This is a genomic window from Pseudoduganella dura, from assembly GCF_009727155.1.
Taxonomy (GTDB): domain Bacteria; phylum Pseudomonadota; class Gammaproteobacteria; order Burkholderiales; family Burkholderiaceae_D; genus Rugamonas; species Rugamonas dura.
Genome location: NZ_WNWM01000002.1, coordinates 4,520,691 through 4,540,362, shown reverse-complemented (window position 1 = coordinate 4,540,362; position 19,672 = coordinate 4,520,691). Strand labels below are relative to the sequence as shown.

16 protein-coding genes are annotated in these 19,672 nt (G+C 65.1%); 4 read left to right on the top strand and 12 right to left on the bottom strand.

Features of this window, described 5'->3' with window-relative positions; translation table 11 throughout:
* Positions 1-141: 141 nt before the first annotated feature.
* From motD to GJV26_RS19795, 8 genes are all read right to left on the bottom strand, one after another.
* Complete coding sequence (motD, locus tag GJV26_RS19830) at positions 142-948, bottom strand: flagellar motor protein MotD (protein WP_155710476.1); 807 nt, start codon at positions 946-948, stop codon at positions 142-144.
* Entirely contained in the window at positions 945-1,694 is a 750-nt protein-coding gene (locus tag GJV26_RS19825; protein WP_155710475.1) for a flagellar motor protein, read from the bottom strand. The genes motD and GJV26_RS19825 overlap by 4 nt, the downstream gene beginning before the upstream one ends.
* Positions 1,676-2,407 carry an RNA polymerase sigma factor FliA gene (locus tag GJV26_RS19820; protein ID WP_155710474.1) on the bottom strand — a complete coding sequence of 244 codons (732 nt, stop codon included), beginning with the start codon at positions 2,405-2,407 and terminating at the stop codon, positions 1,676-1,678. Before GJV26_RS19820 ends, GJV26_RS19825 begins: the two co-directional genes overlap by 19 nt.
* 30 nt (positions 2,408-2,437) lie before the next feature.
* Entirely contained in the window at positions 2,438-3,259 is an 822-nt protein-coding gene (locus GJV26_RS19815) for a MinD/ParA family ATP-binding protein (protein WP_155710473.1), read from the bottom strand.
* Positions 3,252-4,730 carry a flagellar biosynthesis GTPase FlhF gene (gene flhF, locus GJV26_RS19810; protein WP_155710472.1) on the bottom strand — a complete coding sequence of 493 codons (1,479 nt, stop codon included), beginning with the start codon at positions 4,728-4,730 and terminating at the stop codon, positions 3,252-3,254. The genes GJV26_RS19815 and flhF overlap by 8 nt, the downstream gene beginning before the upstream one ends.
* A 185-nt stretch (positions 4,731-4,915) precedes the next feature.
* On the bottom strand, positions 4,916-7,063 hold the full coding sequence (gene flhA / locus GJV26_RS19805) for a flagellar biosynthesis protein FlhA (protein WP_155710471.1): 2,148 nt from the start codon (positions 7,061-7,063) through the stop codon (positions 4,916-4,918).
* 45 nt (positions 7,064-7,108) lie between these two features.
* On the bottom strand, positions 7,109-8,254 hold the full coding sequence (gene flhB / locus GJV26_RS19800) for a flagellar biosynthesis protein FlhB (RefSeq protein WP_155710470.1): 1,146 nt from the start codon (positions 8,252-8,254) through the stop codon (positions 7,109-7,111).
* Positions 8,255-8,541: 287 nt separating this feature from the next.
* The gene (locus GJV26_RS19795) at positions 8,542-9,258 is read right to left on the bottom strand and encodes a pseudouridine synthase (RefSeq protein ID WP_155710469.1); all 717 of its coding nucleotides are present in this window, start codon (positions 9,256-9,258) and stop codon (positions 8,542-8,544) included.
* A 186-nt stretch (positions 9,259-9,444) separates the two neighbouring features.
* Between GJV26_RS19795 and GJV26_RS19790 the strand changes: the two genes are divergently transcribed.
* Positions 9,445-9,711, top strand: coding sequence for a hypothetical protein (locus GJV26_RS19790; RefSeq protein ID WP_155710468.1), 267 nt, complete (start codon positions 9,445-9,447; stop codon positions 9,709-9,711).
* Positions 9,712-9,954: 243 nt separating this feature from the next.
* Here the strand turns inward: GJV26_RS19790 and GJV26_RS19785 are convergent, their stop codons facing one another.
* The 4 genes from GJV26_RS19785 to GJV26_RS19770 all read right to left on the bottom strand — a co-directional run bounded on the left by GJV26_RS19785 (position 9,955) and on the right by GJV26_RS19770 (position 13,119).
* Positions 9,955-10,959, bottom strand: a complete 1,005-nt coding sequence (locus GJV26_RS19785; protein ID WP_155710467.1) for a S49 family peptidase — start codon at positions 10,957-10,959, stop codon at positions 9,955-9,957.
* Positions 10,956-11,330, bottom strand: coding sequence for a Rieske (2Fe-2S) protein (locus GJV26_RS19780; protein WP_229427965.1), 375 nt, complete (start codon positions 11,328-11,330; stop codon positions 10,956-10,958). The genes GJV26_RS19785 and GJV26_RS19780 overlap by 4 nt, the downstream gene beginning before the upstream one ends.
* Before the next feature lie 64 nt (positions 11,331-11,394).
* The gene (locus GJV26_RS19775) at positions 11,395-12,057 is read right to left on the bottom strand and encodes an HAD-IIIA family hydrolase (RefSeq protein WP_155710465.1); all 663 of its coding nucleotides are present in this window, start codon (positions 12,055-12,057) and stop codon (positions 11,395-11,397) included.
* A gap of 39 nt (positions 12,058-12,096) precedes the next feature.
* Positions 12,097-13,119 carry an RluA family pseudouridine synthase gene (locus tag GJV26_RS19770; RefSeq protein ID WP_155710464.1) on the bottom strand — a complete coding sequence of 341 codons (1,023 nt, stop codon included), beginning with the start codon at positions 13,117-13,119 and terminating at the stop codon, positions 12,097-12,099.
* 591 nt (positions 13,120-13,710) lie between these two features.
* Here GJV26_RS19770 and GJV26_RS19765 point away from each other — a divergent pair.
* The 3 genes from GJV26_RS19765 to moaA are packed head-to-tail and all read left to right on the top strand — an operon-like array spanning position 13,711 to position 19,625.
* Positions 13,711-17,118 carry an Rne/Rng family ribonuclease gene (locus tag GJV26_RS19765; protein ID WP_155710463.1) on the top strand — a complete coding sequence of 1,136 codons (3,408 nt, stop codon included), beginning with the start codon at positions 13,711-13,713 and terminating at the stop codon, positions 17,116-17,118.
* Positions 17,119-17,167: 49 nt separating this feature from the next.
* Positions 17,168-18,499 carry a chromate efflux transporter gene (gene chrA / locus GJV26_RS19760; RefSeq protein WP_155710462.1) on the top strand — a complete coding sequence of 444 codons (1,332 nt, stop codon included), beginning with the start codon at positions 17,168-17,170 and terminating at the stop codon, positions 18,497-18,499.
* Between the two features lie 13 nt (positions 18,500-18,512).
* Positions 18,513-19,625 (top strand): GTP 3',8-cyclase MoaA, encoded by a 1,113-nt coding sequence (gene moaA / locus GJV26_RS19755; protein WP_155710461.1) that lies wholly within the window; start codon positions 18,513-18,515, stop codon positions 19,623-19,625.
* The last annotated feature ends 47 nt before the right edge of the window (positions 19,626-19,672 follow it).

Below are 19,672 nucleotides of genomic sequence, written 5' to 3'. Positions count from 1 at the left end.
ACACGGCCATGCATGTGCCGTTTTTGGGATTGAAGTTAACAGCTTCCCATATGGTTTACAACAAAAATTTGAGGGGTAGGCTCAGGGACGGACCCTGTTTTTCAGGAAATTTCCTGAAAAACAGGGTCCGTCCCGAATTCCTTATTGCGCAGGTTGCGGCGCGGGGGCGGCCGGCACGTCGTCCGCCGCCGTGGGAATCTCCGTCTCCGGATCCGGCACCGTCGACAGGATGGTGACCGCCACGCGCCGGTTCCGGGCGCGGCCGACCGGGTCGTCGTTGGGGGCGACCGGATGGTTCGAGGCATGGCCGACGGCGGTCAGCCGCTCCGGGGCGACGCCCGATTCGATGAACAGCCGCACCACCGTGGCCGCGCGCATCGACGACAACTCCCAGTTCGACGGATAGATGTTGCGCACCGGCTGGTCGTCGGTGTGGCCCTCCACCTGCACCGCGTGCGGATCGCTCTTGAGCAGCGTGGCCACGGCGGTCAGCGCTTCGCGCGACTCTTCCGTGAGCTTCGCTTCGGCGGGGTCGAACAGCACGCTGGCATTGATTTCCACGGAAACCCCGCGGCTGTTCTGCGTGACCCGCACCTTGCCTTCCTTGACCAGCGGCGCCATCGTCGATTGCAGATCCTGCGCCAGCTTCGTCATCGACGCGCGCTCCTGCTTCATCAGTTCCTGGCGCTTCTTCAGGTTCGGGTTCGGCAACGGCTGGTTCAGCACCTCGGTATTGGGCTTGACGTTGGCGCCCTGCCCGCCCAGCGCTTCGCCGAGCGAATCGGAAAAGATGCGGTAGCGGCCGATGTTGACCGACGAAATCGCATACATCACCACGAAGAACGCCAGCAGCAGCGTGATGAAGTCGGCATACGAGATCAGCCAGCGCTCGTGGTTTTCCGGTTCCTCGTCGAACGGGCGGCGCGCCCGGCGATATTGAAAGCTCATGCGTACTCCTGCAACAGCGTGGCGATGCGCTCGTCCATGATGCGCGAGAAGTCGCCGCTGGCGATGTCGTGGAATACGGCCGCGGCGATTTCCTGCTGGTGGACCTGGGCGGTGACGATGTTCTTCAACTTGTTCGCGATCGGGTAGAAGAACAGGTTCGCCAGCCCCACGCCGTAGATCGTGGATACGAATGCCACGGCGATGCCTGGCCCCAGCTTGGCCGGGTCGGACAGGTTTTCCATCACGTGGATCAGGCCCAGCACGGCGCCCAGGATACCGATCGTGGGCGAGTAGCCGGCGGCCGATTCCCAGATCCGCACGGCCTGCCGTTCGGAGGTTTCGAATGCCGTGATCTCGGTATCGAGCAGCTGGCGCAGCTTGTCGGGCTGGATGCCGTCGACGACCATCCGCAGCCCCTTTGCCAGGAACATGTTGCGCGCGCCGGTCATGTGGCGCTCCAGCGCCAGCGGGCCCTCGCGGCGCACGGTCTGGTTCCAGGCCTGGATGTCGCGCGCGAGCAGCGTGCGGCCATCCGCAGGCGGCTTGAAGACCCAGCGCAGCATCAGGATGCCGCGCTTGAGCGTGGCCGGCCGCGTTTGCAGCAGCACGGCGCCGAACGTGCCGACGACGACGATGGCGAAGGCGGCCGGCTGGATCAGCGAGGACGGTTTACCGCCTTCGAGTGCCTGCCCCACGATCAGGCCGGCCAGCGCCAGCACGATACCCGCTACGCTGGACCAGTCCATGCCTGCTCCCGCAACGTGGCGCGCAGCCGGGATACCGCCTGGGTATGCAGCTGCGACACGCGTGATTCGGAGACGCCCAGCACGGCGCCGATTTCCTTCAGGTTCAATTCTTCTTCGTAGTACAGGCCCATCAGCATTTTCTCGCGCGGCGGCAGTGCGTCGATCGCATCGATGACGGCCTGGCGGAAGCCGGTATCCATCAGCGAACGCAGTGGATCGGCTTCTTCGTCATGGGCATAGCGGTCCAGGAAGTTGTCGTTGCCTTCCTCGCCCTGGAAATCCTCGTAGTAAAGCAGCTGGTGGCCGCCGCCCTCGCCCAGCATCTCCTGGTAATCCTCGAGCGACAGTTTCAGCGATTTTGCCACTTCGGATTCGGCCGGCGGCCGGCCCAGCTTCTGCTGCAGCACGGCCATCGCGTTCTCGATCTTGCGCATGTCCTGCCGCAAGGTGCGGGGCATCCAGTCGCTGCTGCGCAATTCATCGAGCATCGCGCCGCGGATGCGCATCACCGCGTAGGTTTCGAACTGGGCGCCGTGCGTTTCTTCATAGCGGTTGATCGCGTCGAGCAGGCCGATCATGCCCGCCTGTACCAGGTCATCCACTTCCACGCTGGGCGGCAATTTTGCCTTCATGTGGTGAGCAAGGCGCTTTACGAGGGGCATGTGCTCCGTCAGCAGCGAATCCTTGTTCACCTTCCCTTTGACCGTGTACATAAATCTCTATTCTTGTAATGAACGCCAGGTTCAGCGCTGCAGTTGGTGGCCGCTCCCAGGATGTGACGGCGAAGCCAGCGCAAACCGTCCCGCCAATTGTCGAAACGCCACCGAGGCACCGGCCAGCGGGAACGCGTCCACCACGGCGCGACCCAGGCGCGCCGCGCGGTGCAGGTATTCATCGGCCGGCACCGATCCCATCGATACGAGATTGACTGCCAGGTAACGGCTTGCCGCCTGTGCCATATTATCGTAAACCACCTTGGCCTCCCTCTCGGACGCACCCGTGACGACGATGCCGAACGGCCGCCGCCCGAGCTCATGGTTCAGCCGCTTGATCATCATGTAGGCGTTGGTGATCGACGTGGCGCTGTTCGAGACCTGCACCACGATTTCCGAACTGGCCATCACCGGTACCGGGAACGCTTCGCCATCGAACTCGCCGTCGACGAGCACGATGCCGGCCTGCGCGGCCAGCACGTCGAACGCCTTGGCCAGCCGCCGCGCTTCCGGCGGACCGTTGCGCGATTCGCCGCGCGTCATCGACACCACGTTGAAGCCCTGCGGTACTTCGTGGATCACCTCGTTCAGCGCGCATTCCTGGCGCGCCACGTTCAGCAGGCTGGCGCCGTTGTCGATGCCGAGGCGCGAGGCCACGCCGTGCGCGCTGGCGCAGGCATCGACCAGCACCACGTCGTTGCCGGCGCGGGCCAGCGAGGCGCCCAGGTTGACCAGCATGGCGCCCTTGTCGTCCTGCGGCGTGGCCGACAGGAACGTGACGATGCGGGGCCGCGGCGGCCCCGCCAGCATGCGCCGCAGTCCTTCCGCCTGGTCGAAATCGAAATTAGCCAAGGTGAACCTCGCGCAGTGCATCGTTGCCGGCGGCCGCCATCAGCATCGGCAGGTCGCCGTCGGTGTATTGGGACACATCCTTCTTCAGCCGGAACGCGCGCTCCACGAGCTCGGCCGGCTGGGCCAGGTGCAGGTCTTCCGGCACCCGCTGGCCGTTCGATACGTAATACAGCTGCAGCTTCTGGCGGATCACCACGTCGAGCACGTTGCCCAGCGATGCCGCCTCGTCCAGCTTGGTGATGATGCCGCCGGCCAGGCCGCTGCCCTGGTAGGCGCGCACGACCTCGGTCAGCGTTTCCTGCGTGGACGTGGCGTTCAGGCACAGCAGCCGCTTCACATCGACGCCGGTGCCCTGCAGCATCGCCACCTGTTCGGTCACCATGTGGTCGCGCTGGCTGACGCCGACCGTGTCGATCAGCACCGTGTGCTTGTTGCGCAGCTCCTTCAAGGCGATGCGCAAGTCGGCCTCATCCTTGACGGAATGTACCATCACGCCAAGGATCTTGCCGTAAATGCGCAACTGTTCGTGCGCCCCGATACGGTAGGCATCGGTGGTGATCAGCGCCAGGTTTTGCGGGCCATGGCGCATCACGCAGCGGGCAGCCAGCTTGGCCGTGCTGGTGGTCTTGCCCACGCCCGTGGGGCCCACCAGCGCGAACACGCCGCCGCGCTCGATCAGCGCATCCTCGGTGGCCAGCGCACTGACATTGCGGGCCAGCACGGTGTGGATCCAGCGGGAGGCATCGTCGGCACTGCGGCCGGCGGGCAGCTTGTCCAGCAGGCGGCGCGCCAGCGTGGTGGAAAAACCGGCCGCCAGCAGTTCGCGCAGCACGGCGGCCTTGTGCGGCTCGCGCTGCTGCGCGCTGCCCCACGACAGTTCGGCCAGTTGCGTTTCCATCATGCCGCGCATGGCGCGCAGCTCGCTCATCATGCCGTGCATCTCGGCGGCGGCATTGGCCTTGGCGGCACTGACGGCCTCGGACACCAGCGCGGTGATGCCGGCCATGTCCACCGCAGGCTGCATCATCGGCTGGTGCATCGGCTGCTGGTGCATCGGCTGCTGGTGCATCGGCGGCTGATATGCCGGCTGCGCGACCTGTGGCGGCATCGGCGGCGCGAACGGCGCGCGGGACGTCGGTGCGGCGGCGGACCGGACGGCCGGCATCGGCTCCGGCGCATCGGCATAGCTCATCGGCGCGGCGGCACGCGGGGGCTGCGGCATCGCCTGCGGGCGCGGCATGGACGCAGGCGCGGCGGCATAGCCGTCATCCAGGTCCAGGTGCGGCGCGCCGGGCGGCGCATCGTCGACCGGGCTGGCCAGCGAAGCGGCATCGTCGTTGGCCAGCGCCAGGATCTCGACCACGCCATCCATCGGGCGATTCGACAGGATCACCGCATCCGGCCCCAGCGCCTCGCGTACCTTCCGCAGCGCCTCACGCGACGTGGGCGCGGTAAATTTCTTGACGTTCATTGCTGCTCCCGTTCGCCATGCACAGAGATATTCTCGATGGTGAGATTATTGACGATGCCGTGGAGTAAGCATCATCCGAACAGGTAGGGAAAAGGGGGGTATTTCAGAAGTGCGGAAGGCGATATCCCAAGGCTGGGCTCGTGTCATGGTGCCTGACCCCATGACACGGGCTCGGCCGTGGCGCCCTACGTGTTGCCCACCAGCGCCGTCACGCGGATCGTCTTCGATTCCGGGATCTCGGCATGCGACAGCACCTTCAGCTGCGGCAAGGCGCGCCGCAGGAAGCGCGACAGCAGCGGCCGCAGCGGGCCCGGCACCAGCAGCACGGGGGTGACGCCCAGCGCTTCCTGCTGCATGGCGGCATTGGCGGCCTGCTGGGCGATCGTGTCGGCCAGGCCCGGTTCGATGCCGGCACCGTCGGCGCCGCCCTGCGCCAGCGCCTGCATCAACAGGCGTTCGAGGCGATTATCGAGCGTCATCACGGACAGTTCGCCATTGCCCGGGAACAGTTGCTGGACGATCGCCCGGCCCAGCGCGATCCGCACCAGCGCGGTCAGTTCGTTCGGGTCCTGCGTGTGCGCGGTGTGCTCGGCCAGCGCTTCGATGATGGTGCGCATGTCGCGGATATGCACGCCTTCGGCCAGCATGTTCTGCAGCACTTTCTGCAGCGCGGACAGCGAGATCGTCTTCGGCACCAGGTCTTCCACCAGCTTGGGCGCTTCCTTGCCCAGGTGATCGAGCAACGCCTGCACTTCGCCGCGGCCGAGCAGTTCCGAGGCGTGCGACGTGATCAGGTGATTCAGGTGCGTGGCGACCACGGTGCCGGCATCGACCACCGTGTAGCCCAGGCCCTGCGCCTGGTCGCGCAGGCTGGCGTCGATCCACACGGCCGGCAGGCCGAAGGCGGGATCGGTGGTGGCCAGGCCCGGCAGCGTGCCGCTCGCCATGCCCGGGTTGATCGCCAGGAACTGGCCGTTGAACGCTTCGCCGGTGCCCACTTCCACGCCTTTCAGCGTGATGCGGTAGGCCGAAGGCTTGAGCTCCAGGTTGTCGCGGATGTGCACCGGCGGCGCCAGGAAGCCCACTTCCTGCGCGAACTTCTTGCGAATGCCCTTGATGCGCTTGAGCAGTTCGCCGCTTTGCGCCTTGTCGACCAGGGGAATCAGGCGGTAGCCCACTTCCAGGCCCAGCGTGTCGACCGCCATCACATCGTTCCATGTCGCTTCCTCGTTCTCGGCGGCGGCGCCGCCCTGCCCGCCCGCGGCCGGGCCGCCCGCCGCCGGACCGGCACCGCTGCCGCTGCCCGACGGACCGCCCGCGGTGCCCGTTTCGCCGGCCTCCGTTTCCTTTTTCGCCAGCATGTAGCCGGTGCCGCCGAGCGCGGCGGCCAGCAGCAGGAACACGAGGTTCGGCATGCCGGGAATCAGGCCCAGGCCGCCGATGATCGCGGCGGTGATATACATCACCTGCGGTTTCGCGAACAGCTGGCCGATCAGTTGCGAGCCGATATCCTTTTCCGACGCCACCCGGGAAACCACGGCGCCGGCCGCCAGCGAAATGATCAGCGATGGAATCTGCGCCACCAGGCCGTCGCCGATCGCCAGCAGCGTGTAGGTCTTGGCGGCGTCGCCGAATGCCATGTCGTGGGCGATCACGCCGACCAGCAGGCCGCCGACGACGTTGATGACGGTGACCAGGATGCCCGCCACCGCGTCGCCGCGCACGTACTTCGACGCACCGTCCATCGCGCCGTAGAATTCCGCTTCCATCGATACTTCGGCGCGGCGCTGCTTGGCATCGGCCTCGCCGATCAGGCCGGCGTTCAGGTCGGCATCGATCGCCATCTGCTTGCCGGGCATCGCATCGAGCGCGAAACGGGCGCCCACTTCGGCGATCCGGCCCGCGCCCTTCGTGACCACGACGAAGTTGATGATCGTCAGGATGACGAACACCACGATGCCGACCGTGTAGTTGCCACCGATCAGGAAGTGGCCGAACGCCTCGACCACTTTGCCGGCGGCATCCGGGCCGGTATGCCCTTCGGTCAGCACGATACGGGTGGACGCCACGTTCAGCGCCAGGCGCAGCATCGTCGTCAGCAGCAGCACGATCGGGAACGCCATGAAGTCGAGCGGCTTGACCGTGTAGAGACTGGTCAGCAGCACGATGACGGAAATCGCGATATTGAAGCTGAAGAAAAGGTCGAGGATGAACGCGGGCAGCGGCAGGATCATCATCGCCAGCAGCATGATGATCAGGATCGGCGCGGCCAGGCTTTGCGGCTTGCCGCCGGTGATGCCGTTCATCCAGCCGGGCATTCTGATTGCTTGCATCGTGTTCTTCCCCTGACGCTATTGTTGAAAGGATTGCGCTTGAATCTACTGCGCCGGCTTGGCCGTGTTCGGGTCCAGGTCGGCCGGCACGTCGAGCTTCGTGGGCCGGTCCGGATACCGGCCGCCCGGCCGGTAGGCGCGCAGCTGGTACACGTAAGCCAGTACTTCGGCCACGGCGGCATACAGCCGCTGCGGGATCTCGTCGCCGATATCGGTATGCTTGTGCAGCGCACGGGCCAGCGCCGGCGCTTCCAGGATCGCCACCCGGTTTTCCTTGGCCAGCTCGCGGATCTTCGCCGCCACCGCATCGGTGCCCTTGGCCACCACCTTCGGTGCACCCTTCGAGCCGTCCGCATATTTCAGCGCCACCGCGTAGTGGGTAGGATTGGTGACCACCACGTCGGCGGTGGGCACATCCTGCATCATGCGGCGCCGCGCCATCTCGCGCTGCATCTGGCGGATCTTGCCCTTGATCTGCGGATTGCCGTCCGACTCCTTCGATTCCTGGATCATTTCCTGGCGCGTCATCTTCAGCTTGTTCGCGTGGTGCCACATCTGGTACGGCGCGTCGATGCCGGCGATGAACCCCAGCGCGCCGACCAGGAACAGGAAGCTCATTGCCAGCATGTCGAGCATGTGGGCATAGCCCTCGTTGGCCGGCTCCGACGGCAGGCCGAAGATCGCGTCCTTGTAGCGCATCACGACCATGTAGGCCACGGCGCCGACGATGATCGTCTTGATGATGGCCTTGACCAGCTCCACCAGTGCATTCTTCGACACCATGTTGGTGATGCCGCTGACGGGATTGAGCTTGCTGAACTTGGGCATGAAGCCCTTTGCGGTAAACAGCCAGCCGCCGACCAGCACGGGCGATGCGATCGCCACCACCATCACGGCCAGGCCCAGCGGCAGGAAGGTGATCATCACCTGTACCACGTCGGCCAGGATGCGTTGGCCCAGCACATCCATGTCGAACACCTGCTCGCGGCTCAGCCGCAGGCCGGAAGTGAGCGTGGCCGACAGCTGCCGTACCATCGTGGAACCGTACATGTACAGGCCGGCACCCGCGGCCATCAGCACGGTGAAGGTCGCCACTTCGCGGGACCGGGGAACATCGCCTTCTTCACGCGCCTGTGTAAGGCGCCGCTCTGACGCGGGTTCTGTCTTCTCGGCTTCGCTGTCTTCTGCCATCGGGTGCTCCGGTTACCTTTTTCGGCTGCGCCGACTTTTCTCAGCATGCATTGTCGGGCATGGCTGGCACAGGCGAAGGGGGAAACAGCGCGGCAAACCGGCGGCAATTTGATGTTTCACATTTGAAACATCCTCGATTGCGAGGATGCGGGCAGGCCGGTGGCGGGGAAACGGTGAGCACGGGACCGCCACAGCCTGGGCGGGATCGGGTGACCGGGCGGCCTTGCTGGCCCGGTCGGGATGCGATTTACGGGAAATTCAACGAAAAATTGCGCCGGATGATCGGATCAGGCCGCGGCGAGCAGTGCCAGTTGCTCCGCCTCCAGGTAACACCACTCCCCCTCCTTCAGCCCCAGTGCCTCGAGCGTCAGCCCGCCGATGGCGGACCGGTGCAGCGCGCTGCAGTGATTGTCGGCGGCGGCCAGCATGCGCTTCACCTGGTGGTACTTGCCCTGCTCCAGCACGATCTCCAGCTGATGTTCGCCTTTCTTTTCACACACGAGTGCCGCCAGCGGGGCCGGTTCATCGTGCAGTTGCACGCCGGACAACAGCTGCGCCACCAGGGCCTCCGTGACCGGCTCGGCGGTGGTGGCCTGGTAGACCTTCGGCACGTGCCGCTTCGGCGACGACTGGGCGTGGATGAACGGACCATCGTCCGAGATCAGCAGCAGGCCCGTCGTGTCATGGTCGAGGCGGCCAACAGGCTGCACCTCGCGCCAGGTGAATTGCTCGGGCAGGAGTTTCAGTACGCCCGGGTGGTGGCTGGGCTTGCGGGAGCACTCATAGCCTGCCGGCTTGTACAGGGCGATGTACACATGCTGCCGGTAGCGCCATTCCTCATCGAAGACGGTCAGGACCAGCCCTTCCGTTTCCACGGCGGCCTTGTAGTTGTCGGCAATGACGCCATTGACGGCCACTTCCCCGTCTTCGATCAGCGTGCGGCAGTACTTGCGGGTTCCGAAACCCTGGGATTGGAGGATGCGATCCAGCGATAGTTTACTCATGAGCAGCATTTTACCGGATTGCCAGTTGCAATCATCCTGCCGTTGAGGAATATCAAGTTAGACATTCCCGTCATCGGTACACTGAAGTTCTTGTAGGAATTTGCTGAACAGCAGCGAGAGCTTCCTACCCTATTGTTAAGAAAGTATCCGCGATCCCGATACGATCGATCAACCCAGGAGTTCGTTATGACGACCATCGAAAGCCGCTCTGCCATCGCCCGTGACGCCGCTGCGCAGTTCGCTACCGCATCCCTGATCGCCCGCTGCCGTATCGGCGCCGAACAGGCGCTGATGCCGCAGGGCCGCTGGCTGGCGGCCAATACCCAGGGTTTGATCGACTGGCTGGAAGAAGGTGGCTTTGCTTCGCCGATGGCAATGGCCGTGATGATGCCCGCCCAATTAAAAACAGCGGCCAGGGGCCGCTGTTCTCGTGTCCAAACCCAGGACCGATGAGGAATTGCAATTCTCTCAGTTCCGCTGAATGCGGCAGGGTAGTTCCGCTATGTAAGACAGTGCGAATGAAAACCGCACGATCGAATATTGAATACTTTTAGTATTACGCCCTCCTTCAACGAACTACAGCACCACTATAACCTATCTGTATTTGTTTTCAAGCTCGGGATTGCTACCGTGCGCCGTATTGATATGGCAGGGCCGATGGCAAGCCCGACAGCAAGCCTCGACAATCAGCACGCGTTACCTGAACGCCGGCACGCCGGCCTGCACGGCCGCTTTCATGGCGCCACTGCCGACCGCCGCACCGAATTTCTTCAGCACCCGCTCCGGCAAGCCTTCGTGCTGGGTGTAGTCGATGATGTCTTCGGCCTTCACCACGTCGCGCGCCACGCTGTCGACACTGCCGAGCTCATCCGCCAGGCCCATGTCGATCGCCCGCGCGCCAGTCCAGAACGAGCCGGAAAACGTTTCGGGCGTTTCCTGCAGGCGCTTGCCGCGGCCGGCGCGCACGGTTTCGATGAACTGCTGGTGGATTTCGTTCAGCATTGCCTGCGCGTGCTGCTTCTGCTTTTCCGATAGCGGAGTGAACGGGTCCATGAACCCCTTGTTCGCACCCGCCGTGAGCAGGCGCCGTTCGACGCCGAGCTTCTCCATCGTGCCGGTAAACCCGAAGCCATCCATCAATACGCCGATCGAACCGATGATGCTGGCCTTGTTGACGTAGATCTTGTCCGCGGCGGCGGCAATGTAATAACCGCCCGAGGCGCAGATCTCGTCGACCACCACATACAGCGGCTTTTCCGGGTAGCCCTGGCGCAGGCGGCGGATCTCGTCGACGATCATGCCGGCCTGCACGGGGCTGCCGCCCGGGCTGTTAATGTGCAGCACGACGGCAACCGAGCCATTGTCCGCGAACGCCTTGTTCAGCGCGGGGATGACGACCGAGGCCGCGCCGCTGCCCTGGGATTCGATATCGCCCTCGATTTCGACCAGCGCGGTATGGCGGCCCACGTCGCCTTCGCCGCCGAACAGGTCCACCTCGAAGTAGCTGGCGATCGCGAAGAACACCAGCAGCAGCAGTGCCACCTTGTAGAAGATGCTCCAGCGGCGGTTGGCGCGCTGCTCCTTGATCGTGGCGAACACGAGCTTTTCAAGCACTTCGCGTTCCCACTTGATGGGCGGGGTGTCCGCGCGCAGCGGCTCAGGGGGCAGGCTGCCCGGCGTGTCGTTGATTTCGTTGCTCATAAAACAGTTGTTGGAGGGCGGATATAATCGTCCGGTTGCCAGTACAGGTTGCCGTCGCGCTCGGCCAATGCCACCGGCCGCAACCGGCCGCCGCGGCACGGACCGCCCGCGCACTGGCCGCTGCTGGGAATATACACGGCACCGTGCGTGGAGCACATCAGGTACAGCCCGGATGATTCGAAGAAGTCGCCTTCATTCCAGTCCAGCTCGATCGGCACGTGCGCGCACCGGTTCAGGTAGGCATACGGCGTGCCGCCATGCCGTATGACGAATGCCGTGGCCGGCTCGCCGCCGGCCAGCACGGCAAAGCGGATGCCCTTGCCGCCCTCCGCCACCGCGTCGGCCGCGCAGATCAGGATATCGGTGCTCACGGCCGGCCCCCGTGCTTGCCTGCGTCCTTCGATGTGGGTATCGGTGCTGTCCGGGACATGTCCATCAGGCGTTGGCGCCCAGCCACGCATGCAGCTCGGGCACGTTTTTCGCCGAGAACAGCGGGCGGCACGCATGCAGCTGGTCGACCGGGTGTGCGCCATACTCCACGGCGATGCCGGCCGAGCCGGCGTTCTGCGCCATCAGCAGGTCGTGCGTGGTGTCGCCGATCATCACCGTGCGGCGCAGGTCCTGGCCCAACTCGCGGGTCAGTTCCTGCAGCATGGCCGGGTGCGGCTTGGAGAACGTTTCGTCCGCGCAGCGCGTGGCGTGGAACGTGGTGAGCAGCTTTGCCGCATCCAGTGCGCGATTGAGCCCCACGCGGCTCTTGCCGGTGGCCACGGCCAGGAAATAGCCCTGCTGCGACAGTTCGGTGAGCATTTCCGCCACGCCGTCGAACAGCGTGAGTTCCCCATCCTTGGTGAGATAGTGGTAACGGTAGCGCTCCACCATGCGCGGATAGTATTTCGCGTCCACGTCCGGACCGAGCGCCACCTGCATGGCTTCGGAAAGGCCCAGGCCGATCACGTGCGATGCGCGCTCGCGCGACGGCACCGGCAGGCCGAGATCCTTTGCCGCCGACTGGATGCTTTTCACGATCGTTGCCGTACTGTCCATCAGGGTGCCGTCCCAATCGAAAACGATCAGGTCAAATTGCTTTCTTGCCATGTGCTCCGGCCAGGCCGGCTCCGTGTATTGATATGCCCGTTATTGCAGAGCAGAGTTATCGGGTTGGCCCAAGCTTACCAAGAATCTTTCGCATTCGGGGGCAAGGGGCGCGTTCAGCGTGACGATTTTCCCGCTGTCGGGGTGGCGGAACGTGATCTGGTGCGCGTGCAGGAACATGCGCCTCAACGGCACGCTGCGTTTTTGCAGTGCCTTGTTCAGCGCAAAGTCGCCATATTTGTCGTCGCCGGCGATCGGAAAACCGGTGGACTGCAAATGCACCCGGATCTGGTGCGTACGGCCGGTTTTCAGTTCGGCCTCCAGCAAGGCGAATTCCGGGAATTTCTTCAGCAGTGTAAACACGGTATGCGACGGCATGCCATCCTCCTTCACCGCGACGCGGCGCTCGCCATCGCCCGTCGTATACTTGTGCAGCGGGGCCTTGACGTGCTGGCGCTTGTTTTTCCAGTCGCCGGTGGCCAGCGCGAGATAGCGCTTGTCCGTCTCGCCGTCGCGCATCTGTTCATGCAGGTTGGTCAGGGCGGTGCGTTTTTTCGCCAGCAGCAGCAGGCCGGAAGTTTCCCGGTCCAGCCGGTGTACGAGTTCCAGGAACTTCGCGTCCGGCCGGGCGGCGCGCAATTGCTCGATCACGCCGAACGACACGCCGGAACCGCCATGCACCGCCACGCCGGCCGGCTTGTCGATGACGAGCAGGTGCGCATCCTCGAAAATGATGGGAAACTCCGCTGCCGGTGCGCCATTGTCCGGCTTCTCCGCGATACGTACCGGGGGAATCCGGACGATGTCGCCGGCCACCAGGCGATACAGCTGGTCGATGCGGCCCTTGTTGACCCGGACTTCGCCGGAACGCAGGATGCGATAGACGTGGCTCTTCGGAACGCCTTTGCAAATACGCAACAGGTAGTTATCGATACGCTGACCGGCCTCTTCTTCGCCGATCGTCACGAATTGTGCTTGTGGCAGGACTGTTTGGGGGGAAGGCTCCGCGGCTTGTGGCCGGCCCTTTTGGATTGGCTTCCCAGAAAATCTCTCTAAGTCCTTCATTTTGAATATATAATCAATTCGCCGTAGCAATACAGCACTAAAGTAGTGCTGGCCTGCTGTTGCAGTGTAAGAAGAAAACCACGATTCTACACAGGGGCGCATCCGCTGGCCTCGCGGAATGCAAATTCAGCGGAAATAAACGTATACGCACAGCCGGGCACGGATCAGGGTGGCAACCAATGTTGTCATCGGGTTGGTGGACGGATGCTGGAATTAGATTGGCTGGATCGTTAGGATAAATCCGGCAAGCAAGCACAGAGTCGTTGCTTGCCGGTTGATGGAGCTGATAACGCTTGCCGTTTTCGCCGGGCACCACACAAGATGCCCGGCTCGACCATTTGCGCACGCCCGCATTCTCCGCGGCCCCGCCACCATGCAGGGGCCGGACAGGATGAGTTGCAGGTGGTGCGAACTCGGCATGACGATCAGCCTCATGCGCCCACTGTGGCAGCTGCGCCTGCGCGCTGCCGCACGACGAGGCATTTCCCCGCAGCCTCCTTAATTCCGCGTATATCCTTGTACGGTTGCCGCTCGGGTTCCTGGAGCTTGAGCGGCTCAACTCGGCCCATGGGCCGCGGAGTCAAATAAAAAATGAAACGCATGTTGTTCAACGCTACGCAGCAGGAAGAGCTGCGCGTGGCCATTGTCGACGGTCAGAAACTGATCGACATCGACATCGAAACGGCTGGACGGGAGCAGCGCAAGTCCAATATCTACAAAGGCGTGATCACCCGCATCGAACCATCGCTGGAAGCCTGCTTCGTCAGCTACGGCGAGGATCGCCACGGCTTCCTGCCGTTCAAGGAGGTGGCCCGCAGCTACTTCCGTGAAGGCTGCGACGTGCGCAACGCCACCATCAAGGATGCGCTGCGCGAAGGCCAGGAAATCGTGGTGCAGGTGGAGAAGGAAGAACGCGGCAACAAGGGCGCCGCCCTGACCTCGTTCATCTCGCTGGCCGGCCGCTACCTGGTGCTGATGCCGAACAATCCGCGCGGCGGTGGTGTTTCCCGGCGCGTGGAAGGCGAGGAACGCCAGGAACTGCGCGAAACGATGGACAAGCTGGACCTGCCGCAAGGCATGTCCGTGATCGCCCGCACCGCCGGCATCGGCCGCAATGTCGATGAACTGCAGTGGGACCTGAATTACCTGATGCAGCTGTGGCGCGCGATCGAAGGCGCGTCCAAGTCCGCCAACGGCGCGTTCCTGATCTACCAGGAATCGTCGCTCGTGATCCGCGCGATCCGCGACTACTACCAGCCCGATATCGGCGAGATCCTGATCGACACGGACGAGATCTACGAACAGGCGCACCAGTTCATGAGCCACGTGATGCCCGACATGGTGCACCGCGTGAAGCGCTACAGCGACGACGTGCCGCTGTTCTCCCGCTTCCAGATCGAACACCAGATCGAAACGGCGTACAGCCGCACCGTGCCGCTGCCTTCCGGCGGCGCCATCGTGATCGACCACACCGAAGCACTGGTTTCCGTGGACGTCAACTCGGCCCGCGCCACCCGCGGTTCCGACATCGAAACCACCGCGTTCAATACCAACTGCGAAGCGGCCGAGGAAGTGGCACGCCAGTTGCGCCTGCGCGACCTGGGCGGCCTGATCGTGATCGACTTCATCGACATGGAAGTGTCGAAGAACCAGCGCGAAGTGGAACAGCGCCTGAAGGATGCGCTGCACCACGACCGTGCACGTGTGCAGATGGGCAAGATCTCCCGCTTCGGCCTGATGGAACTGTCGCGCCAGCGCCTGCGCCCTTCGCTGTCCGAAGGTTCGCACGTGACGTGCCCGCGCTGCTCCGGCACCGGCCATATACGCGACACCGAATCGTCCGCCCTGCAGGTGCTGCGCATCATCCAGGAAGAGGCGATGAAGGAAAACAGCGCCGCGATCCACGTGCAGGTGCCGGTCGACGTGGCCGCCTTCCTGCTCAACGAGAAGCGCGGCGAAGTGCTCAAGATCGAGAACCGCCACCGCATCACCGTGATCCTGGTGCCGAACAAGCACCTCGATACGCCGCACTACAAGCTCGAGCGCATCAAGCACGACGATCCGCGCCTGGAAGAAGCCCCTGCCAGCTATTCGATGGCCGAGCAGGCGGAAACCGACATGGGCTTCGCCAAGCGCCAGAAGGAAGAGCAGAAGCCGCGCCAGGAAGCGGTGGTCAAGACCATCACCCCGAGCCAGCCTGCGCCGATCGTGGACCGTACGCCGGCACCGGAAGCGGCCAAGCCGGCAGCGCCGGCGCCGGTCGCGGCACCTGCCCCGGCCGAAAAAGGTTTCTTCTCGAAACTGGTGTCCTTCTTCACCGGCAAGACCGACGAACCGGCGGCGCCGGCTGCGCCGGCGATCGTGACGAAACCGGCCGTTGCACCGCTTGACCGTGCCGACAAGAATGGCCGTGGCCCGCGTGCCCGTGGCCCGCGTGGCCCGAAAGACCGCGAACCGGGTGTCCGCGACGAGGCCGCCAAGCCGGCAGCGGAAGCGCGCCCGGCCCGTCCGCCCCGTCCGCCGCGCGAACCGCGTGAGAAAGTGGAAAAGTTCGGCGAAAAGCCGGGTGAAAAATTCTCTGCCGAGAAATTCTCGGTCGAGAAAGCCACCGACAAGTACCTGGAAAAAGCCGACAAGGAAAGCGTGGAAGGCGTTGCCGTGCCGCGTGCCGAGCGTGCCGAGCGCCCGGAACGGGCGGAACGTCCGCCGCGCGAAGGCCGCGAGCCGCGTCCGCCGCGCGAGCCGCGTGAAGCCAGGGCCCAGCCGGCCGAAGCAAAGGCCGATGAACTGGCGCTGGCCGCGGCCGGCGTTGGTCCGGTCGGCACCGGCACCGGCATCGCCGCCAGCGCACCATCCGCGGCGCCGTTGTCCGACAGCCCGGAGCTGGCGAAACCGGCTGCCGGCATCGGTCCGGATGGCGAGGAACTGGAAGCGGGCGAAGGCGGCGACGAGCCGCGCCGCCGCCGCCGCCGCGGTGGCCGCAACCGTAACCGCCGCGAGCGCGAAGGCGCCGAAGGCATCGAGGAATCCGGCGACGAGTTCGCCGCCGGTACCGCCGAAGGCGACATCCTCAAGGCAACCGACGCCGTGGTGATCGAGCAGGCCGACGTGGCTGCCCGCGAAGAAGTGGCGGCCTCGGCGGAAACGCCGAAAGCGCCGCAGGCGCCGGCACCGGTCGAGCCGGTGGCTGCCGCCGCCGCCGCGATCGAGGCTGTCGAGGGGGCGCCTGTCGCCGCTGTTGCGGACCAGGGCGCCGGCGTGGCCGAAACGACTCCGGTGGCATCCGCACCGGCTGCCGTGGAGCCTGCCGAAGCGGAAATCGTCGAAGCGCCGGCCGCCGAATCGCTGCCGCCAGTCACTGCGAACGTTGCAACCGCAGTGGCACCGGTGGCCATCGAGCCGGCCGAAGCCGAAATCGTCGAAGCGCCGGCCGCGGAGCCGTTGCCGCCTGTGACGGCAGATGCAGCAACCGCAGCCGCACCGGTGGCCATCGAGCCGGCCGAAGCGGAAATCGTGGAAGCGCCGGCCGCCGAGCCGCTGCCTGCCGCGGCCCGGGAAGCGATTACCGCTGAACCTGCCGCTGAACCTGCCGCTGCACCTGCCGCCGACCTCGCCCCGGCTCCGGCCGCGAAGCCGGCCGACGTGGACCTGGTTCCCGTGGTCGAAGCCGCCGTCGTCATCCCGGCTGGTGCCGAGATTGCAACGGCCGAGGCGGTTTCCATCGAAGCCGTGGCAACGCAGCCGGTGCCGGTTGCCACGCCTGCCGAAGCCGCCGCTCCGGCTCCAGCCGCTGCGCCGGCCAAGCCTGCCGCATCGAAGGATCTGCAGTCGATCCTGGAAGCGGCCGGCCTGCAGATGGCCGCGACCGACCCGGCCAAGCTGCGTGCGGCCCAGGAAGCCGCGGCGCAGGAAGAGGCGCCGGTGCGCGTGCGCCGCACCCGCAAGCCGGCGCCACAGGTGGCCGATGAGCCGCTGGTGCAGGTGGATACCCGCCGCTGATCTGTCAGCGATCTGGAAAAGGGAAGCCTCGGCTTCCCTTTTTTTCGCCATGCGCCCTCCTGTCCCCTTATCCGTTGCGCTACGCTACTGGCTGAAGCTGGGCTTCGTCAGCTTTGGCGGCCCCGCCGGCCAGATCGCGATGATGCACGCCGAGCTGGTCGAGAGGCGGCGCTGGATTTCCGAACAGCGCTTTCTGCATGCGCTGAACTACTGCATGCTGCTGCCCGGACCGGAAGCGACGCAGCTGGCCGTCTACATCGGCTGGCTGCTGCACCGCAAGCGCGGCGGCATCCTGGCCGGCGTGCTGTTCGTGCTGCCCTCGCTGCTGATCATGATCGGACTCGCGTGGATCTATCTTGCCTTCGGGCACTTGCCGGCGATCGCGGCAGTGCTGTACGGCATCAAGCCCGCGGTGGTCGCGCTCGTGCTGGCCGCCACCTGGCGCATCGGCCGACGCACGCTCCAGAACGCCCTGCTGGGCGGCCTTGCCTGCGCCGCATTCGCCGCCATCATGCTGGGCGTCCCCTTCCCCGCGATCGTGCTGGCCGCCGCGGCGCTGGGCTGGCTTGGCGGCCGCGTACGGCCGGCAGCGTTCACACATGGCAAACAGGGCAACGGTCCGGCAGTGCCGGGCCACGGCCCGGCCATGATCGACGACGGCACGCCCACGCCACCGCATGCGCTGTTCTCCTGGCGCCGGCTGCTGGCCACATCGGCGGCGGGGATCGCCATCATGGCCGGCAGCTGGGCCGTGGTGGCGGCCGCCACCGGGCAGCACGATCCGCTCGCGCAAATGGGCTGGTTCTTCACCAAAGCGGCGCTGCTGACGTTCGGCGGTGCCTACGCGGTACTGCCATACGTCTACCAGGGCGGCGTGGAAACCCATGGCTGGCTCACCCCGGCACAGATGATGGACGGCCTGGCGCTGGGCGAAACCACGCCCGGCCCGCTGATCATGGTGAACGCGTTCGTGGGCTTCGTGGGCGGCTGGACACACGAGGTGCTGGGCAATCCGGCGGCGTCCGGCATTGCCGGGGCAGCGGTGGCTGCCTGGTTCACGTTCGTGCCGTCGTTCATCTTCATCCTGGCCGGCGGGCCGCTGGTGGAGGCCACGCGGGGCAATATCCGGATGACGGCGCCCCTGACGGCGATCTCGGCCGCCGTGGTCGGCGTGATCGCCAGCCTGGCCGTTTTTTTCGGCGAACACGTGTTTCATGCAGGCGCGAACTGGGATTGGGCGGCGGTGGCAATTGCCGCGGCGGCCGCCTGGGCCCTGCTGCGCTGGCACGCCGGTCCCGCAAAGCTGCTCGCGGCCTGTGCGATTGCTGGCCTCGTGCTACATTACGCCAATGGAATCAACGATTTAGTTCAGATTAGTTAATGCGTTTTTTGTAATGACCGAAAAGATCATCATGCTCTCCGACGGCCGCAGCCGGCCGCCGGCAATTCCCTCCGCCATCGAAGCGCCTGTCGGCGAGGTGCGCGATCGCCTGGCGCGGCCGCTGCGCGACCTGCGTATCTCCATCACCGACCGGTGCAATTTCCGCTGCGTGTACTGCATGCCGAAGGAAGTGTTCGACAAGGATTACCAGTACCTGCCCCACTCTTCGCTGCTGACGTTCGAGGAAATCACCCGCGTGGCGCGCCAGTTCGTGGCCCACGGCGTCGAGAAAATCCGCCTGACGGGCGGCGAGCCGCTGCTGCGCAAGAATATCGAGCGCCTGATCGAGATGCTGGCCGCGCTGCGCACCGTGGACGGCAAGCCGCTCGACCTGACGCTGACCACCAACGGCTCGCTGCTGGCCCGCAAGGCCAGGGCGCTGAAGGAAGCGGGCCTGCAACGCGTGACGGTGTCGCTCGATGCGCTCGACGATGCCACGTTCCGCGCGATGAACGACGTGGATTTCTCCGTCGCCGACGTGCTGCGCGGGATCGATGCCGCCCATGATGCGGGCCTCGGCCCGATCAAGATCAACATGGTGGTGAAAGCCGGCACGAACGAGCAGGAAATCGTGCCGATGGCACGCCATTTCCACGGCACGCCGCACATCCTGCGCTTCATCGAATTCATGGACGTGGGCGCCTCGAACGGCTGGAACATGAAGGATGTGATTCCTTCCGCCGAGATCGTGCGCCGCATCGGCGCCGAGCTGCCGCTGGTGCAGGCCGACCCGAACTATACCGGCGAAACGGCGGCGCGCTGGCGCTATGCCGACGGCGGCGGCGAAATCGGCGTCATCTCCAGCGTCACGCAGGCATTCTGCAGCGACTGCACCCGGGCGCGCCTGTCGACCGAAGGCAAGCTGTACACGTGCCTGTTCGCCACCCGGGGCCACGACCTGCGCGCGCTGCTGCGCGGCGGCCACAGCGACGGCGAACTGGCCGCCGCGATCGGCGCCCTGTGGCAGGCGCGCGGCGACCGTTACTCGGAACTGCGCACGATTAATACGGATGGCCTGTCGCGCACCGGGCAGCCGAAGGTCGAGATGTCGTACATTGGTGGCTGAATGCGTGGTGGCTGAATGCGTGGTGGCTGAATGCGTGGTGGCTGAAT

Excerpts from the sequence above, each read along its gene's own strand:
- motD (WP_155710476.1), bottom strand. The coding sequence starts at position 948 with ATGAGCTTTCAATATCGCCGGGCGCGCCGCCCGTTCGACGAGGAACCG.
- GJV26_RS19825 (WP_155710475.1), bottom strand. The coding sequence starts at position 1,694 with ATGGACTGGTCCAGCGTAGCGGGTATCGTGCTGGCGCTGGCCGGCCTG.
- GJV26_RS19820 (WP_155710474.1), bottom strand. The coding sequence starts at position 2,407 with ATGTACACGGTCAAAGGGAAGGTGAACAAGGATTCGCTGCTGACGGAG.
- flhF (WP_155710472.1), bottom strand. The coding sequence starts at position 4,730 with ATGAACGTCAAGAAATTTACCGCGCCCACGTCGCGTGAGGCGCTGCGG.
- flhA (WP_155710471.1), bottom strand. The coding sequence starts at position 7,063 with ATGCAAGCAATCAGAATGCCCGGCTGGATGAACGGCATCACCGGCGGC.
- flhB (WP_155710470.1), bottom strand. The coding sequence starts at position 8,254 with ATGGCAGAAGACAGCGAAGCCGAGAAGACAGAACCCGCGTCAGAGCGG.
- GJV26_RS19795 (WP_155710469.1), bottom strand. The coding sequence starts at position 9,258 with ATGAGTAAACTATCGCTGGATCGCATCCTCCAATCCCAGGGTTTCGGA.
- GJV26_RS19790 (WP_155710468.1), top strand. The coding sequence starts at position 9,445 with ATGACGACCATCGAAAGCCGCTCTGCCATCGCCCGTGACGCCGCTGCG.
- GJV26_RS19785 (WP_155710467.1), bottom strand. The coding sequence starts at position 10,959 with ATGAGCAACGAAATCAACGACACGCCGGGCAGCCTGCCCCCTGAGCCG.
- GJV26_RS19775 (WP_155710465.1), bottom strand. The coding sequence starts at position 12,057 with ATGGCAAGAAAGCAATTTGACCTGATCGTTTTCGATTGGGACGGCACC.
- GJV26_RS19770 (WP_155710464.1), bottom strand. The coding sequence starts at position 13,119 with ATGAAGGACTTAGAGAGATTTTCTGGGAAGCCAATCCAAAAGGGCCGG.
- GJV26_RS19765 (WP_155710463.1), top strand. The coding sequence starts at position 13,711 with ATGAAACGCATGTTGTTCAACGCTACGCAGCAGGAAGAGCTGCGCGTG.
- chrA (WP_155710462.1), top strand. The coding sequence starts at position 17,168 with ATGCGCCCTCCTGTCCCCTTATCCGTTGCGCTACGCTACTGGCTGAAG.
- moaA (WP_155710461.1), top strand. The coding sequence starts at position 18,513 with ATGACCGAAAAGATCATCATGCTCTCCGACGGCCGCAGCCGGCCGCCG.